We start from the raw sequence: 16,352 nt of genomic DNA, 5'->3' as shown, positions 1-16,352 counted from the left end.
TTGCTCCGCAAAGACAGGGGCTCATTGCCGCCCCTCTGATGCCCCGGAGGGGCATCATTCACCCGCTAGGATATTTGCAGTGAACGATTTCCATGGTACTCAGGATCCACGGTACAGCCGGGGACGGCGATGACCGTGTGAACGATGACGGACTGGCGAAAGCCAGTCCGTTTCTATTTCAGGCCATGGGCAATTAAGCGCCAGCCCAATTGATCAGGATTCAAAGAAGACGAACCGATTGGGATAAATCTCGGTCTCGCCACCCTGCGATAATCTGATGTCGTAAAGGTTGGCGCCCCTGATCTTGACTGTCATATCGTAGCCGCCAGGATACAACTGATCGACGCGGCGGAAGAAGTGCTTTGCGAGCTCGGCATCATCGTCAAGGTACTTGTCGAGCAGGCCTTCGATCCCAGCGACGCCCCAACCCTCATCAGTCTTGCCATCCGGAAGCGTAAGGAAGTGCAGCGTCTCGTCGAAGACAACGGCGGAGAAGACTTCCATCTGGCGTGTGGTTTCCTGCAAAGTAGTTCTCCATTGATACGATCGTGGGAATTCGCCTTGGACCGCGTTTGTTGTCGAGCGGTGCTCCTCCGGGCATCCTCACAGCGACACTAGCGCATTTTCATTAAACCTGAGCGTGAGCGCCACGTCCCTGTCCAGTGATTTGGGGTGTGGTCGAACACCCTTGCTGAACCCGACCTCGGAACCCACGAGGATGACCCGGTCGATCGCCCGTGTCACCGCCGTGTAAATCATTGCCCGATCCATGTTCGCCGTCGGCAAAACGGGCATGACCACGTTCCTGAACTGGCTGCCCTGAGCCTTGTGGACACTGATACAGTAGGCAAGGCTGAGTTTCTGGATCTCGCCCGGTCCAATCCGGTGGGTTTTCCCATCGAACATCGCGACGACAGCGTCGCCATTGAAGCCTGCGACCATTCCCATCGATCCGTTCCAGAGATGGCGGTCGTAGTCGTTCACATTCCAAATACAGGGATCACCCTCGGCGAAGCCATGCATGGTGCCAAAGCCAGCCCGCTTCCGCAGTTCGTGGAAGTAAGCGTTGATGGCGTCGATTCCAGCGGCTCCGGCGTAGATAGCCGCCACCACCTGCACCTCCTCGCCGCGGAGATCATGGAGGATGTCCTCGATGGCTTCGACGATCCGAGTTTCCGAGGCCGCCGCGAAGCTGCAGCCGACGCACTCATTATTATATGCGGGGATTGGCGGAAGGTGGCCCTGACGTATAGCAAGAGACACTTCCGGGATGCCGGATTCCGCCGAAGCTCTCAGGATCCGGGTGAGTTCGGTTTTCGGGATCCGACCCTCGAGGACAAGGCGGTGCAGCGTGAGACCGAAGCCGATCGGCGGGAGCTGTGCTGTGTCGCCAACCAACAGGCAGCGGGCGTCTTCCGGAAGATGGAAGAGGATCCGGTAGAGCGTCGGCAGATCGAGCATTGAGGCCTCGTCGACAATGACGAGCGTATGCCGCCCGAGTTCGATGCGGCCATCGGTTACGCCCTTCAGCCAGGACGCGACGGTCTGGGCAGGCTGCCCCGTAGCCTCGGCAATCCGCCCGGCGGCGCGCCCGGCGATAGCGAGCTGGTAGACGTTCATACCGAAGTGCCGGGCACCCGCGTTGATGGCTCGGAGTGCGGTGGTCTTGCCAACGCCTGCGCCACCGATCAGCAGCGAGAAGGTGTTCTGCATTGCCATCTCGACCGCCTTGCGCTGCTCGTCCGTCAGAGATCTGGACGGATCGAACCCAGCAAGAAAGCTTGCGATGTCCTCCGAGCGAATGCCATCGAGGAACAGGTCCCGGTCGGACGAGCTTCGGAGATGGCCGTCGATCCGGGCTTCGATGAACCGCTCCATGTAGGCAGCGCCCGCAGGCTGGAAGCCGCCTTCGATCGGGATTGCCGCGCCGTCGGCGACCGCCAGTTCCACCGCCGCCGAGGCGTGCTCTGCCGTCGTGGCGAGCCGCTTTGCCACGAGACCGACGAGAGCGGATCCGCCACACCAGGTATGCTTCCGGTCGAGGCGGTCGTAGAGAACGCTTTCGACAGCAGCGACAAGCCTTCGGGGATCGTCCTTCCGGATGCCAAGAGCTGTCGCGACCCGGTCGACCTGCGGCCATGTGCATACTGTCAGCAGCCGATACGGATTGTCCCTCATCTTCAGGACGGCTTCATCGCCCCAGAAGTCGACCGCCTTCCGGGAGATGCCGATCTCGATCCCGTGCTCGTCGAAGAACACCACGCAGTCGGCCAGCGCCTGCTGGTTCCGCCAAGCCGCGATGACGATAGCAGCCTGATTGTGGTCGAGCAGCTCCGACAGGCGGTCGACGTCGCCATCGCCGAGAATGGCGTAGAGGTGCGATCCGAACCGCTCCCACAGGCGCGCGGCCGTCGCCTTGCCTACGCCGACGAACTCCGGTCGCGAGGCAAGGAATTCGACGATGTGGCGACCGCGCGGGATTGCCGTCATGGGATCACCCGCCTCCCCGTCAGCGTCGCATGCTCGTACCTCGCGAGCTTTCGCCGCAGCTCGTAGTTTTCGCCCCTCAGCGCCGCGAGCTGCTGCTCGAGCATCGTAATGCGCGCCTTGGCGGCTCCATCCCGCCTCGGTGGCTCCGGTGCAGTCGGGCTTTCCAAACCCAGCGTGACGACGGCCTCATCCAGCCGCTGCTCGAAGCGCTTGTTCTGGGTGAACGTCTCTCGATTGAACCCGCACGCCGTGGCGACGGCCGTCTTGTTGACCTTGCCACCCCGACTTGGCAGCTTCAGCCCAGCGTTCTGCATCTTCTCGATGTACGCCTCGAGACGGAGGAAGTTCTCCTCGCTGATCTGCTGGAAGGAGTTGAGGCTCATCGCATCACCTCACTCGGACCGCGATCAATCGGAGGCAGGCCGAGATTTAGATCGGCTTCGCTGAGGCCACGGCTTCTCGCGTTGTACAGCCAGGTGGCAAACCTTTCCAGGAACCTCTCCCGTTCGGCCTCGAGCCGGGCGACCTCTGCAGTTAGCGTGTCGATGCGCCGCTGGGCGTATGCAAGCTCGGGCGGCAGATCGCTTTCGACGTCTTTTCTCTTTGGGCGTGTTCGAATCCGATCCTTGGCCAGACCGTAGGCCAGCTTGATGCTGTCGTTCTTGTCCAGTCCCTGCCGGGTGAAGGATCGCCGCAGAAACGGCTGGACCCGGTCGAGAAGCTTCTTCCACGTCAGCGTGCCCTTCCACGACGCGAGCGTCCCGACGATCATCTCGACTTCCTTGTCCGTCAGTCTTGCTCTCGCCATGGTCAGTCCTTCCACATGCCAGAGAGCAAATCACGGAGGGTCTGATCCTCGTCCTCTGCAGCGCGATCCCGCAGAGCCATGGCGACTTCGTTGTCCGGCGAGCCGTCGGGAAGAGCAACAACCGTGCCATCGGGGATTGACGGATCGTTATGTATGGCCAGCATTCGTTTCATGCGGTCGATGTTCCTTCGATGAGCATCCACCCAGCGGTCGGACCCATGGAATTCCTCGCCCATGGCTTCGAGAGCATGGGCGAGCTGAACGTTTGCGAGATCCAGGCGCTGCTCGATATTTTCGCGATGCTTCGGGTCGCCCTTGATGAACACGTTCTCGGAACAGCCAACGCAGTTGCCGTGCGCCTGGCATGGCAGCAACGAGTAGTCGTGAACGCAGATGCCGACGTCTGTCACGAGTGCGGAGCCGAGCTGGGCTTCGACGAAGTCGCGAGGGTCGACGGGACGGTTCGGTCCCTGAATCCTGGTTGCCTCGAACATCGGCCCGCTGGCCGTCCCATCGTCCAGAGCCTTCCTGATCTGTGAGAGGATCTCCTCCGATGTCACATGGTTGTAGGTCTTGTTCTGCTCGATGTTGCGGCCGCTCCACTTGGCGATATCGAGGTCGCTCAAGCCCTTGAACTGGGCGACTGTATTCAGCCAGTGCCTGAACGAGTGGGTCGTGATCTTGATCCTGCTCCCATCGCGCTCGGTGAAGCCGTGCACCTCGAATACGCTTGGCCACTTGCCATTTTCATGGCCAGACAGCCAGTGTCCGAAGCTCGACACGGTCGCCTTGTCGAGCAGTGCCGGACAGGTGCCGCGCTGCGCGTGACCTTCGTTGTTAAAAAGGACGATAAGCGTTTCGGAGTACCGCTGATCCTTGTCGCCGTTGAAGTGCGGAAAGTCGGTCGGCATCAGGTCGAGAAGAGCGGGGGCGAGCGAACTCAGCCTGGCGCTCTCGAACGTCTGCTCAACCTTCAGATGGCGCAGACGCTTACGGATCGCCGAAGGATCCAGGTAGCCCATCACATCGGTCAGGGCTACGATGGGCACCCAGCCACTTTTCCTGCAGGATTCGAGGTTTTCCGGCAGCCAAAGTTGACCGGGGTTTCTTTCATACCACGCTGCCAGTTCTCGGGCAGACGCACACATCGTGCGAAGCCGCTGGACAGCCTCACGGACGACGGAGACCATCACAGTCGGAACCCATTTGACCTGAGGCGGGTTGCCCTTGCCGGGCCAGACCCGGATGCCGTAGGTCTCGACTTCCTCGCCAGTCTCGGGCGAGACAACGCGCCCCTCCACTTCGCAATCGAGTCGGAGCTGAAGGACTTCATGAGCCCGTATCGGGATCGACACGCAAATGGCGCATATGGACGAATAAAGCCGATCGATGAACGTCGTCGACGTCCGGAACACCTTCGCGAGCGCATGGAAGGCTTCCGGCGTTGGCAGCTTCTCGTCACGCCGTTCCTTTGCGGCTTCGCCAATGGCCTCGCTCGCGTCTTTCGGCTTTTGCACCCCATGCTTCCACTGGAACGGCGCGTCGAGGAAGTGCCGCGCCATGCAGAACCTGTAGACCGCCTGGATGCTTGAGGCGAATTGGTAGTACCTGCCAGCTCCGACTCCATGCCGCGCGAGCTCGACGGCCTCGTTCAGTATGACGACATTGAGGCGCTCAATAGCGGGTTCGCAGCCAAGCTTTCTGAAGGCGGCTTCGATGAATTCGATGGCCCCCATCCGCCTTCGAGTGTTCGAGTACGCCACGGGGGACGTCGAGTGCATGTAGCGGATGTATGCCTTGGCAAAATCCTTGATGAGCGGGTGAAGCGGGTCGCCCCTGACGACTTGCTGACTCGAGGTGGTCGCATCACTGTTGTAGAAGGCAAGAATGCGATGACCGTGGTTTTGGCCCTTCTCGTCGAACTCCCCGGCGACCAGCCACATGTCCTCGTCCCATTGCTCCGAAGGTATCAGCGCAGTGATTTCCTCCCGTGCCAGCCGGATGAAGTCAAGCACCCGATCCCGCGCGAGCATCAGCGTGTCGGGAGACAGCGTGTAGATGTTCATGCGGCGGTTTCTCCGCGCAGTTCGACCTCGGCGGCGCAAAGCTGGATCACTTCGGCGATGGCGAGAATGGTGCGGTCTCGGTTCGCGTATGCCTGGGCTGGGATGCCCGATTGCTCCATCCGCTTGCGTTCGGCGATAAGGGCAGCCATGAACTGCTCGTGCGGGCCATTGAGCCATGGCTGGAAGTTTCGGCAAGTGTAGCAGGCTACCGGAGCCAGAAGACCGCAGAAGCTCATCTGACCACAGGTACCGAGAGGATCGTTTACATTGTCGACCAGTGATCTGTCGTATATCCGGCTGCTACGGTCCTCACCTCTCCTCGCCTCGCCTTCCATTGCAACCAGAACACCAGCGAATGCCTGTGCAAGCGGTGCGAGTTCCATCGCAAGATGCCGGTCGAGCCGCAGCACCACGGACGGGCTGGCCTCGTAGTAGACCTTGACGCTCTGTGTGTCCGAGTGGTCGAGCATCTCGGCGACGGTGAACTTATCCTTGCCGTCGTCGACAGCCCGCTGGGCGAGCGTGATCCGGAACCGCTTCGCATTGGTCTTCAGTCCGGTAAGTTTGCCGAGGGCTTCGATGAAGAAGGCCCCGATTTCGAGCGCCGACATATGGTGTTCAAGGCCAGGAAGTCCGCCAGCTTTCGGCGACATGAACATCGGCCAGTCGCCACCCGCCAGTCCGAGTTGCTCGCGGAGCTTGGAATTGTGCCGTATCACCTGTTCGAGAAGCAGACCGATCTGCTTGCTGCAATACCGCATTTTCAGAGACGAACGGAGCGCCACGCCCCGGCGCTTTGCCCGCGGAATCATCAGGGCGTAGAGCTTCTGCCCGTCACTTTCGGAGATAACGAGATCCTGTTCTTTCAGCAATGCAATCTGGATCGGACGCGACCCGTAGGCCAGGAGCAGCCAAGCCAGTGCGTAAGGGTAGAGTTCGATCTCACCCTTGGCGTAGGCATTGTTCAATGCGGACTGGATCGCCAGCAACTCGAGGTCGCTGAAAGCACCCTCGTTGGGATCTCGGGTCCTGATTGAGGTGCCTTTTACGTTGGCTTTGATTGTCGCTTCAGCGAAATAGGCAAGACCCTCCATCGAGACAATGCCAATCCCCAGCCTCTGCATGCTCTCCAACAGGATCCGAATGACACCAAGCTCCCATTCCGTTGCGTCTGATAGCGACGCTCGGTAGTTGAGAATATGCCCCAGTCCGACCAGCTTGACGGGAAGGTTCTGCTTTGCCAGCACTTCGTCGTGGAACGCCCTGAAGCGGTAATATTGATTGAAGGCATGGCTGAATGATGAGTTCTGGAGGTGCCAGAGTATCGCCAGCTTGATCTTGTGGCGCATTTCATCTGAGATTGAAGATAGCCGAGTGAAGTCGAAGGTAGCGTTTCGAGATCGGAGTGAAGCCACCGACCATATATCCGGCCGCGGGTCGAACGTCGCCCCATCCCTTGTCGTGGCGACATCGGGAAGACTGGGCGCCGCATAGTCCAGCGCCGATGCAATGCCTAGCGTCATTCGTCGCCCCTGCTCGTTGCAATGTCCAGTTTCTCCTGCATTTCCCTAAGCGCGGCGTTCGAACGGCGACGCACCGTCCGTCTCAGGTAGGCTTGCGCGGACATCTCGCTCCGCCATCCCTGGAGACGCGTACGCCACTTTACCTCGTCCTCGGCGGAGACCTTCTTTGCGTCCATGTCGTCGGAGAAGGCTTCGTTCCAGGTGTGGCGAAGCCTGTGCGGACCCAGCTCTTCCGGCATGTCCGGCACCCGATCCCTGAGAGCCTCCATGATCTTGTTCACGTTCGACAGAGACATGGGCTTGCCGCTGTCAGTGCTGACGATGAGAAAGGGGTGTCGCCGCGCGTTGGGGATGCGCGCTCTGTGGTGGACAATGTACTCGTGCAGGATCTCGGCCAGCCTCGGACTGAGCGCAAGATCCCGAGCCTTGGTCTTCGTTGCTGGCTTTTCCGGCCGGGGATCCTCGGGGTCGTCCGGTCTCCGGTGGATGGTGATCTGCCCCCTGGATCCGAGTTCGCAATCGGCAACCTTGATGCCGAGCAGTTCCCCGCGGCGGATGCCGAGATCAAGCAGCAGCCTGACAATGAGATAGTTGCGGAAGCGCACCGATGGATGGAATGGATTTTCGGGATGGTCCGGCTCGATCACCTCCCTGAGGCGCTTCACAGCGGCAGCCGCGAGTCCCTCCGGGAGGTCGAGGTCATGGCGGCCGGTCTTCGCGAGTCCGGCGATATGCCCGTCGATCAGTTCGAGGAATTGATTGCGAACGGCACCGTATTGCTGATGCCGCTGAGGCCATCGAGCCAGACTTGAGAGGATATCGGCGCTGGTGAAGGCGATGAACGACCTGATGGCCGCAAGGCGGTTGCGCTTCTCTTCGAAGCCGACAACTTGAACTTTGCGCTTCCTGCGGGTTTGCAACTTGACCACGTTCGAAAGCCGCTCGTGAATCTCGGCTATAGCCTCCGCCACCCGGCGGCTGCAGAAGTTCACGATGTCGAGGGTTTCCGAGAGTGAGAAGAAGATGCCTTCCCTGATCCGCTCGACGACATCGACCCCTCGCGCGTCTCCCCACAGGAAGAGATGGGAGAGCGCTCTTAGCTCATTGGCCAATGTATTTGGCTGCAGGCCGAATGCACGCCTGGTTGCCAGGATCCAGAAGGTCGGCGGCTCCAGGGGCACACCGATGGCTCTCGGAACGAGGAATGGCATCCGCTCGCCACTCGCGAACTTGGACCACCGAATTAAATAAGGATTCTCGCTCTTAGTTGACAAAAACCAGCGTTCCGCCCCATCCGAGGCGGAACGTAGAAGACCAAAAATACTTCGTCAATAAAAAACTAAGCGATTCCAAAATCTTGGGTGCCGCTAGTTTGCAAAATGCGAACTATTGTCAGTTAGAACGGAATCTCGTCGTCGAGGTCGCGCGAGGAACCGCCACCGCCGCCGCCGCGATTGCCACCGCCGCCGCGACCATAGTCGTCCGTTGGGCCAGACTGGCCGAAATCGGAGCCACGGCCGCCGCCATAACCGCCGCCGCCGCCACCATATCCGACCTGGCCGCTGTCGCCGCCCTGACCGCGGGCGTCGAGCATCTGCAGCTCGCCGCGGAACTTCTGCAGCACCACTTCGGTGGTGTAGCGTTCGTTGCCATTCTGGTCCTGCCACTTGCGGGTCTGCAACTGACCCTCGACATAGACCTTCATGCCCTTCTTCAGGTACTGCTCGGCGACCTTGGCCAGATTGTCGTTGAAGATCACGACGTTATGCCACTCGGTCTTTTCCTTGCGCTCGCCCGAGTTCTTGTCGCGCCAGCTTTCCGAGGTCGCGACGCGAATGTTCACGACCGGCTCGCCCGAGTTCAAACGCCTGACTTCGGGGTCCGCGCCAAGATTTCCGACCAGAATGACTTTATTGACGCTACCCGCCATGACACCGCTCCGCGCTCATCCTAACAAAACTGCACTGCTGCCCGCGCATCCTATATGATCGCCGCAAGCCGGGCCTCCTGACCCGGCAAAATTCGAACTCTGTCCACAAATTGTTTTGTTCTATTTTTGTTCTAAGATAGCTTTCGCCGAATTGCAAGGCTTCGTTATCAGCGGCCGCACGCAGTCCTTTCCCGGCGGGACGATCCGGTCATGGCTGTGGCCACGTCCCGATCTGACTTGCGAGTGGCCGAGCGTCGGCAGAAGCCAAACTCTCACCCCCAAATGAGAACGGCCTCGCCGCTCGTTCAGGAGCGCACGAGGCCTTTGTGGCATATTTTCGCCAGATGTCGGGAGTGGTTTACCGACTTTGTGTTCAGAGATTCCGTAGTTTTCACGCTACGGTCCGATGTGTGAATTATTCCAGATTTTTGGATGATACAGCCGGCGGACCTTACCCGGTACCCAAGGCGGTCAGGCCTGCTGCGGCCTCACAGCGAGGTGAAGCCAATTCGGATTGTCCGGTGGGGTCATACCTCGCTCCATTGCTGTTAACGCCTTGCCTTCCGAGGCGATTATTCGCCGTTTGCGGCGTCTCGCAAACTTGCCCGTCGGCCACGAAGAACATCTCAGATGCTCAGCCTCGAATGACAAAGGCATTGTGCCCCCATCCTTCCGTAGGGTCAACCTCGGAGTGACAGCCGTGCCAAATGACCGCAGGCGGCCTGCCTCATGCCGTCAACGCCTCCACGCGCATGTAGGCCAAGGTCCAGATACCGTGCCGGTGGCGGAAGATCTGGTAACCGCCCTCCGACAAAACATGTCAGGAGCTTGTTCGGCCTTTGTTCTTTTTACTTGCTCCCGCCCGGCAAAGGCGGTTAAACCCCCAAAGCTCGGGGCGTGTGCATCCCTCGACAGATTGACGAGAATACCTACATGAGCGGTTTGGCCGGACAAACCAGCCAAGCCGAAAACTTTGAAATCGAGGCGGCGAACCGGCATGGCCGAGCACAAATACCTCTCCATTCGCGGCGCGCGCGAACATAATCTGAAGAACGTCGATCTCGACCTGCCGCGGGACTCGCTGATCGTGATGACCGGCCTGTCTGGTTCAGGCAAGTCGTCACTCGCCTTCGACACGATTTATGCAGAGGGCCAGCGGCGCTATGTCGAGAGCCTCTCGGCCTATGCCCGGCAATTCCTCGAGATGATGCAGAAGCCGGACGTCGACCAGATCGACGGCCTGTCTCCGGCCATATCGATCGAGCAGAAGACGACCTCGCGCAATCCGCGTTCGACGGTCGGCACCGTCACCGAGATCTACGACTACATGCGCCTTCTGTTCGCGCGCGTGGGCGTGCCCTATTCGCCGGCCACCGGCCTGCCCATCGAAAGCCAGACGGTGAGTCAGATGGTCGACCGCGTGCTGGCGCTGGACGAAGGCACCCGCCTCTACATCCTGGCTCCCTTGGTGCGCGGCCGCAAAGGCGAGTACCGCAAGGAATTGGCCGAACTGCAGAAGAAGGGCTTTCAGCGCGTGAAGGTGGACGGCACCTTCTATGAGATCGCCGACGTGCCCGCGCTGGACAAGAAGTACAAGCACGACATCGACGTCGTGGTGGACCGTATCGTCGTGCGGCCCGATCTGGCGACCCGTCTTGCCGACTCCATGGAAACGGCGCTGAAGCTGGCCGAGGGCCTGGTGGTTGCCGAGTTCGCCGACAGGCCGCTTCCGCCCGCGGAGACGGCCGAAGGCGGCGCGGCCAACAAGTCGGCCAACGACACGCATGAGCGCATTCTTTTCTCGGAAAAATTCGCCTGCCCGGTATCCGGCTTCACCATTCCGGAGATCGAGCCGCGGCTGTTTTCCTTCAACAACCCGTTCGGCGCCTGCCCGGCCTGCGATGGCCTCGGCAGCCAGCGTGCGATCGATGCCAGCCTGATCGTGCCGGACGACAATGTCTCGCTGCGCGACGGCGCAGTCAGCCCGTGGGCGAAGTCGACCTCGCCCTACTACTCGCAGACGCTGGAAGCGCTGGGCAAGGTCTATGGCTTCAAGCTGGGTGACAAGTTCAAAGACCTGTCGGCAGAAGCGCAAAAGGCCGTGCTCTACGGCACCGGCGAGCGCGAGATCGCGTTCAACTATGACGACGGCCTGCGCTCCTACAAGACGACCAAGACCTTCGAAGGCGTGATCCCGAACCTGGAGCGCCGCTGGAAGGAAACGGAATCGGCCTGGATGCGTGAGGAAATCGAGCGCTTCATGTCGTCCACCCCCTGCCCCGTCTGCAAGGGCTATCGCCTGAAGCCGGAAGCGCTGGCGGTGAAGATCGGCGGCAAGCATATCGGCGAGGTGACCGGGCTTTCGATCCGCAAGGCCAATTCCTGGTTCGAGGACCTGCCGGCCAGCCTCAATGAAAAGCAGAACGAGATCGCGGTCCGTATCCTCAAGGAGATCCGCGAACGCCTGCGCTTCCTCAACGATGTCGGCCTCGACTATCTGACGCTGGCGCGCAATTCGGGCACGCTGTCAGGCGGCGAGAGCCAGCGTATCCGCCTTGCCTCGCAGATCGGCTCGGGCCTGACCGGCGTGCTCTACGTGCTCGACGAGCCGTCGATCGGCCTGCACCAGCGCGACAATGACCGTCTGCTCGACACGCTGAAGCATCTGCGCGACCTCGGCAACACGGTGATCGTGGTGGAGCATGACGAGGACGCGATTCTCACTGCGGACTATGTCGTCGATATCGGTCCCGCCGCCGGCATCCATGGCGGGCAGATCATCGCGCAAGGCACGCCGGCCGAGATCATGGCCAATCCCAACTCGATCACCGGCAAGTATCTCAGCGGCGAGCTCGAGGTTCAGGTGCCCGAGGCGCGGCGGCAGATGAAGAAGGGCCGGCGCATCAAGGTGGTCGGCGCGCGCGGCAACAATCTGAAGAATGTCACCGCCGAAATTCCGCTCGGCACCTTCACGGCCGTCACGGGCGTTTCAGGCGGCGGCAAGTCGACCTTCCTGATCGAGACGCTGTTCAAGGCAGCGTCGCGCCGCATCATGGGCTCGCGCGAGCATCCGGCTGAGCATGACCGCATCGAGGGGCTCGAATTCCTCGACAAGGTCATCGACATCGACCAGTCGCCGATCGGGCGCACGCCGCGCTCCAACCCGGCGACCTATACCGGCGCCTTCACGCCGATCCGCGACTGGTTCGCGGGCCTGCCGGAGGCCAAGGCACGCGGCTACCAGCCCGGCCGCTTCTCCTTCAACGTGAAGGGCGGCCGCTGCGAGGCCTGCCAGGGCGACGGCGTCATCAAGATCGAAATGCACTTCCTGCCGGACGTCTACGTCACCTGCGACGTCTGCCACGGCAAGCGCTACAACCGCGAAACGCTCGATGTGACCTTCAAGGGCAAGTCGATCGCCGACGTGCTCGATATGACAGTGGAGGAAGGCGCGGAATTCTTCGCGGCCGTTCCGGCGGTGCGTGACAAGCTGGAAACGCTGGTCAAGGTGGGCTTGGGCTACATCCATGTCGGCCAGCAGGCGACGACGCTTTCGGGCGGCGAGGCGCAGCGCATCAAGCTTGCAAAGGAGCTGTCGCGCAAGGCGACCGGCAAGACGCTCTACATCCTCGACGAGCCGACGACCGGCCTGCATTTCCACGACGTGGCCAAGCTCCTGGAAGTGCTGCACGAACTGGTCGAACAAGGCAACACGGTCGTGGTGATCGAGCACAATCTCGAGGTCATCAAGACGGCCGACTGGATCCTCGACCTTGGCCCCGAGGGCGGCGACGGCGGCGGCGAACTCGTGGCCGTCGGCACGCCGGAAGACATCATCGCCGAGCCGCGCAGCTACACCGGCCAGTTCCTGAAGGAACTGCTGGAGCGGCGACCGAAGGGCAAGCGGGAAGCGGCGGAGTGATGAGCGGGAACGCGGCTTGGCGAGACAAGCCGGCCGCCGGTGGATGCGCTCGAGGCTGGATTGCACGAACTGACCCGACTGGCTGCTGGTCTTGAACGGTGGATACGGGGCAGTCTTCGGGGCCTGTAAGTGGCCGCGAAGTGAGAGGGATTTATCTTGGAATTCAGGGAAGCAAAGCCGGCCGATCTTGCGGCAGTCGTAGAACTGACCACGACTGCATATGCGCCCTACACGGCCCTTCTGAACGGATTGCCCATCCCCGTCACCGAGGATTACGCGCCGCGTATCGCCAGGGGTGAAGTCTGGCTTCTGGAGTCAGATGGCGAAATCGCCGGCTTGATGGTGTTCGAGCGCGATGCGGACCATGTCATGATCTTCAGCGTCGCCGTTTCACCGGCGCATCAGGGCAAGGGCTTTGGCATCGCCCTGCTGCGGTGGCTCGAAGAACGGACGCGCGAAATGGGCCTGCCGGAAGTCCGGCTCTATACGAATGCTCGCATGGAGCGGAACATCGCGCTCTATCTTGCCTATGGTTTTCAGGAAACGGGTCGCCGACCCAATCCTTATCGGCCAGGGTGGATCCTGGTCGATATGGCAAAGCGTGTTGACGCTGCGGCTCTAGCTTAGATTTTTGTTTTGTCGGAGGAAGAACGAATGGCCAAGTCCGGAACTATCCGCGCCGGCATGGGCGGCTGGACTTTCGAACCCTGGGACACGTCCTTCTATCCCGAAAAGCTGCCCAAGGCGAAGCAGCTGCAATATGCGAGCCGCCAGGTGCCGACCATCGAGGTGAACGGCACCTATTATTCGAGCTTCAAGGAGCCCACCTTCGTCAAATGGGCGAGCGAGGCGCCGGACGGTTTTGTCTACTCGCTGAAAGGCAACCGGTTCGTCACCAATCGCCGTGTGCTGGGCGAGGCAGGCGAATCCATGATGCGCTTTTTGGGATCGGGCGTCGCCGCACTCGGCGAAAAGCTTGGGCCGATCCTGTGGCAGTTCGCGCACACGAAAAAGTTCGACCCCGACGACTTCGAGGCCTTCCTGAAACTGCTGCCCGAAAAGCAGGATGGCGTGGTGCTGCGCCACACGGTCGAGGTGCGCCACCCCTCCTTCGTCGTGCCGGAATTTGCCGCGCTGCTGCGCAAATACAATGTGCCGGTGGTCTATGCCGATCATGCCACCTACCCGGCGATCGCCGATGTCACTGGTGATTTCGTCTATGCGCGGCTGCAGACGGGCTCTGACGACATTGCGACCTGTTACGAGCCCAAGGCGCTGGACGAATGGGTTGCCCGCGCCGAGACCTGGGCGCAAGGCGGCGTGCCGGCCGACCTGCCACGCGCGGATCCCGCGCAGGATACGCCGGTCAAGCCGCGCGATGTGTTCGTCTATTTCATCACCTCGGGCAAGGTGAATGCGCCCAATGGCGCCGTGGCCTTCATGGAACGCGTCAACGCGAACGCCAGATAAACCAAGGGCGGCCAGGCCGTAGCCTGCCGCCCGTGTTGGCTGAAATTACGAACTTAGTTGCTGCCGTAGAGAATGCGCGGGCTGGCGCCAATCCGGTTGCTGGTCGCGCCGAAGCCGACGGCCGAACTGTGATCGAACGAAGGAGCCTTGACCACGACCGAAGCCGTAGCGGCGTCGCCCGAACGGACGAGCGTCTGAGGCAAGGTGGTGGCAATGACGCCGCGATTGATGTCGTTCAGGGCCGGGGCTGCATCGCCGAAACGGTCGTTTGCAAAAGCCGTACCAGAGGCAAGGACGACAGCGGCAAGGGTAAGGATGATCTTGTTCATTTCAATCTCCAATAATCTCTTTCAAAATCTGTCGGGTGGCTGCAGTGCAGTTCCGATGACTGATAGGTAAGTGAACGAGATTTGGATTTTCAGGCGCGTTTGAGTGAACGATGCGTTGAACAACCGCCGCTCACATCTGGGTGTGCCGACACCCCGAGGCGAACGCCGCTTTGTGATCGCGGCCGTGGACTTTCCCCAACGTCAGGCATAGCTTTCGCTGGCTAATGGAAAATTGGTGTGAGTCTTGGGGGAGAGACTGGCATGAACATTACCGGCGCGTCGTCATCGCTATACAATGAAGACTTGGCTCCGGCCAAAGTGCGCAACTGGGGCGCATTCAGCATATTCAACGTCTGGACATCGGACGTGCATAGCCTCTGGGGCTATTACCTCGCCGCAAGCCTTTTTCTCTTCTGCGGCGGCTTCGTGAATTTCCTGATCGCGATCGGCATAGGCTCGCTGATCATCTTCGCGCTGATGAACCTGATCGGCAACGCGGGCGTCAAAACCGGCGTGCCCTTCCCGGTTCTGGCTCGCGCCTCTTTCGGTATCTGGGGCGCCAACATTCCAGCGCTGGTGCGCGCGATCGTCGCCTGCTTCTGGTACGGCGCGCAGACGGCGGCTGCGTCAGGCGCCATCGTCGCGCTGCTCATTCGCAGCGACTTGTTCGCAAACTTCCATCAGAACGTGCATTTCCTTGGCCATTCCGGGCTCGAGGTCATCTGCTTCCTGGTGGTCTGGGCCTTGCAACTCCTGATCATCCAACACGGGATGGAGACGGTACGCCGCTTCCAGGACTGGGCCGGTCCGGCGGTGTGGGTGATGATGCTGCTGCTTGCCATCTACCTGTGCTGGAAGGCCGGCGGGCTGGCGTTCAGCAGCGACATTCCGATGGAAGTTCTACTGGAAAAGACCAACGATGCCGGCGTGCCCGGCGTGCCGGGCTCGGTCGCTTCGCTGGCCGCTGTCGCCGCCATCTGGGTGACCTATTTCTCGGCCCTATACCTGAACTTCTGCGACTTCTCGCGCTATGCGCCCGACAAGGCCGCCGTGCGCAAGGGCAACCTCTGGGGCCTGCCCGTCAACCTGATCCTGTTTTCGCTGGTTGCCGGCGTCACCACGATCGCGGCTTATGACGTCTATGGCGAGGTGCTGCTGCACCCCGACCAGATTTCGGCCAAGTTCGACAGCTTCTTCCTGGCGGCGCTGGCGGCCATCACCTTCGCGGTGGCGACGCTCGGCATCAATGTGGTGGCCAACTTCGTCTCGCCGGCCTTCGATTTCTCGAACGTCTTCCCGAGACAGATCGACTTCAAGAAAGGCGGCTACATCGCTGCATTGATTGCGCTTGTGCTCTATCCCTTCGCACCGTGGGAAGGCAGCGCGGCCTCCTTCGTCGGCGTGATCGGCGCCACGATGGGCCCGATCTTCGGCGTGATGATGGTCGACTACTACCTCATCCGCAAAGGCGAGATCCATGTCGAGGACCTGTATCGCGAAAACGGCGAGTTCCGGTTCCAGTCGGGCTGGCATGTTCCGGCCTTCATCGCAGCCGGCATCGGTGCGTTGTTCTCGTCGATCCTGCCGAACCTCACCAACTGGCTGCCCGAGTGGTGGGGCGTCTATGGCTGGTTCTTCGGCGTCGGCATCGCGGGCGCGATCTACTACGTGTTGCGCGCAGCCAAGGTGGGCGTGAACAGGCCGGTGGCGCGGGCCTGAGCGGGCGACACACACACAAAGAAAAACGGGCGGGAAAATCCCGCCCGTTTTTTGTTCACTGCTGACAGCCGCGCATTCGCAAGGCTGCGACGCCG

General features: G+C 60.9%; 13 protein-coding genes. 4 read left to right on the top strand and 9 right to left on the bottom strand.

Annotation, left to right across the window (positions count from 1 at the left end; all coding sequences use genetic code 11):
- Positions 1 to 213: 213 nt before the first annotated feature.
- The 8 genes from C7I85_RS16205 to ssb all read right to left on the bottom strand — a co-directional run bounded on the left by C7I85_RS16205 (position 214) and on the right by ssb (position 8,817).
- A complete protein-coding gene (locus C7I85_RS16205; protein ID WP_106725023.1) occupies positions 214 to 504 on the bottom strand; it encodes a hypothetical protein in 291 nt (96 codons plus the stop codon).
- 99 nt (positions 505 to 603) lie between these two features.
- Positions 604 to 2,490 (bottom strand): AAA family ATPase, encoded by a 1,887-nt coding sequence (locus tag C7I85_RS16200; protein WP_106725022.1) that lies wholly within the window; start codon positions 2,488 to 2,490, stop codon positions 604 to 606.
- Positions 2,487 to 2,873 (bottom strand): hypothetical protein, encoded by a 387-nt coding sequence (locus tag C7I85_RS16195; RefSeq protein ID WP_106725021.1) that lies wholly within the window; start codon positions 2,871 to 2,873, stop codon positions 2,487 to 2,489. The genes C7I85_RS16200 and C7I85_RS16195 overlap by 4 nt, the downstream gene beginning before the upstream one ends.
- Positions 2,870 to 3,298: a hypothetical protein gene (locus C7I85_RS16190; RefSeq protein ID WP_106725020.1), complete on the bottom strand. Its 429-nt coding sequence runs from the start codon at positions 3,296 to 3,298 to the stop codon at positions 2,870 to 2,872. Before C7I85_RS16190 ends, C7I85_RS16195 begins: the two co-directional genes overlap by 4 nt.
- Positions 3,299 to 3,300: 2 nt before the next feature.
- On the bottom strand, positions 3,301 to 5,364 hold the full coding sequence (locus tag C7I85_RS16185) for a hypothetical protein (protein ID WP_106725019.1): 2,064 nt from the start codon (positions 5,362 to 5,364) through the stop codon (positions 3,301 to 3,303).
- Positions 5,361 to 6,887 carry a site-specific integrase gene (locus tag C7I85_RS16180; RefSeq protein WP_146148887.1) on the bottom strand — a complete coding sequence of 509 codons (1,527 nt, stop codon included), beginning with the start codon at positions 6,885 to 6,887 and terminating at the stop codon, positions 5,361 to 5,363. Before C7I85_RS16180 ends, C7I85_RS16185 begins: the two co-directional genes overlap by 4 nt.
- On the bottom strand, positions 6,884 to 8,161 hold the full coding sequence (locus C7I85_RS16175; protein WP_146148886.1) for a tyrosine-type recombinase/integrase: 1,278 nt from the start codon (positions 8,159 to 8,161) through the stop codon (positions 6,884 to 6,886). Before C7I85_RS16175 ends, C7I85_RS16180 begins: the two co-directional genes overlap by 4 nt.
- A gap of 122 nt (positions 8,162 to 8,283) precedes the next feature.
- Positions 8,284 to 8,817: a single-stranded DNA-binding protein gene (gene ssb / locus C7I85_RS16170; RefSeq protein ID WP_106725016.1), complete on the bottom strand. Its 534-nt coding sequence runs from the start codon at positions 8,815 to 8,817 to the stop codon at positions 8,284 to 8,286.
- A 997-nt stretch (positions 8,818 to 9,814) separates the two neighbouring features.
- Between ssb and uvrA the strand changes: the two genes are divergently transcribed.
- From uvrA to C7I85_RS16155, 3 genes are all read left to right on the top strand, one after another.
- Complete coding sequence (uvrA, locus tag C7I85_RS16165; protein ID WP_106725015.1) at positions 9,815 to 12,739, top strand: excinuclease ABC subunit UvrA; 2,925 nt, start codon at positions 9,815 to 9,817, stop codon at positions 12,737 to 12,739.
- 156 nt (positions 12,740 to 12,895) lie between these two features.
- Complete coding sequence (locus tag C7I85_RS16160) at positions 12,896 to 13,366, top strand: GNAT family N-acetyltransferase (RefSeq protein WP_106725014.1); 471 nt, start codon at positions 12,896 to 12,898, stop codon at positions 13,364 to 13,366.
- Between the two features lie 27 nt (positions 13,367 to 13,393).
- Positions 13,394 to 14,209, top strand: coding sequence for a DUF72 domain-containing protein (locus C7I85_RS16155; protein WP_106725013.1), 816 nt, complete (start codon positions 13,394 to 13,396; stop codon positions 14,207 to 14,209).
- A gap of 53 nt (positions 14,210 to 14,262) precedes the next feature.
- Here the strand turns inward: C7I85_RS16155 and C7I85_RS16150 are convergent, their stop codons facing one another.
- The gene (locus C7I85_RS16150; RefSeq protein ID WP_106725012.1) at positions 14,263 to 14,538 is read right to left on the bottom strand and encodes a hypothetical protein; all 276 of its coding nucleotides are present in this window, start codon (positions 14,536 to 14,538) and stop codon (positions 14,263 to 14,265) included.
- Positions 14,539 to 14,799: 261 nt separating this feature from the next.
- On the opposite strand from C7I85_RS16150, the gene C7I85_RS16145 reads away from it, so the two are divergent.
- The gene (locus C7I85_RS16145; protein ID WP_106725011.1) at positions 14,800 to 16,257 is read left to right on the top strand and encodes an NCS1 family nucleobase:cation symporter-1; all 1,458 of its coding nucleotides are present in this window, start codon (positions 14,800 to 14,802) and stop codon (positions 16,255 to 16,257) included.
- Positions 16,258 to 16,352 lie beyond the last annotated feature (95 nt).

The sequence above is a fragment of the Pseudaminobacter soli (ex Li et al. 2025) genome (assembly GCF_003012705.1).
Taxonomy (GTDB): Bacteria; Pseudomonadota; Alphaproteobacteria; order Rhizobiales; family Rhizobiaceae; genus Pseudaminobacter; species Pseudaminobacter soli.
Note: the sequence above shows the minus strand (reverse complement) of the source record. Positions and strands in the feature narration are given on the sequence as shown.

Excerpts from the sequence above, each read along its gene's own strand:
- C7I85_RS16205 (WP_106725023.1), bottom strand. The coding sequence starts at position 504 with ATGGAAGTCTTCTCCGCCGTTGTCTTCGACGAGACGCTGCACTTCCTT.
- C7I85_RS16200 (WP_106725022.1), bottom strand. The coding sequence starts at position 2,490 with ATGACGGCAATCCCGCGCGGTCGCCACATCGTCGAATTCCTTGCCTCG.
- C7I85_RS16195 (WP_106725021.1), bottom strand. The coding sequence starts at position 2,873 with ATGAGCCTCAACTCCTTCCAGCAGATCAGCGAGGAGAACTTCCTCCGT.
- C7I85_RS16190 (WP_106725020.1), bottom strand. The coding sequence starts at position 3,298 with ATGGCGAGAGCAAGACTGACGGACAAGGAAGTCGAGATGATCGTCGGG.
- C7I85_RS16185 (WP_106725019.1), bottom strand. The coding sequence starts at position 5,364 with ATGAACATCTACACGCTGTCTCCCGACACGCTGATGCTCGCGCGGGAT.
- C7I85_RS16180 (WP_146148887.1), bottom strand. The coding sequence starts at position 6,887 with ATGACGCTAGGCATTGCATCGGCGCTGGACTATGCGGCGCCCAGTCTT.
- ssb (WP_106725016.1), bottom strand. The coding sequence starts at position 8,817 with ATGGCGGGTAGCGTCAATAAAGTCATTCTGGTCGGAAATCTTGGCGCG.
- uvrA (WP_106725015.1), top strand. The coding sequence starts at position 9,815 with ATGGCCGAGCACAAATACCTCTCCATTCGCGGCGCGCGCGAACATAAT.
- C7I85_RS16155 (WP_106725013.1), top strand. The coding sequence starts at position 13,394 with ATGGCCAAGTCCGGAACTATCCGCGCCGGCATGGGCGGCTGGACTTTC.
- C7I85_RS16150 (WP_106725012.1), bottom strand. The coding sequence starts at position 14,538 with ATGAACAAGATCATCCTTACCCTTGCCGCTGTCGTCCTTGCCTCTGGT.
- C7I85_RS16145 (WP_106725011.1), top strand. The coding sequence starts at position 14,800 with ATGAACATTACCGGCGCGTCGTCATCGCTATACAATGAAGACTTGGCT.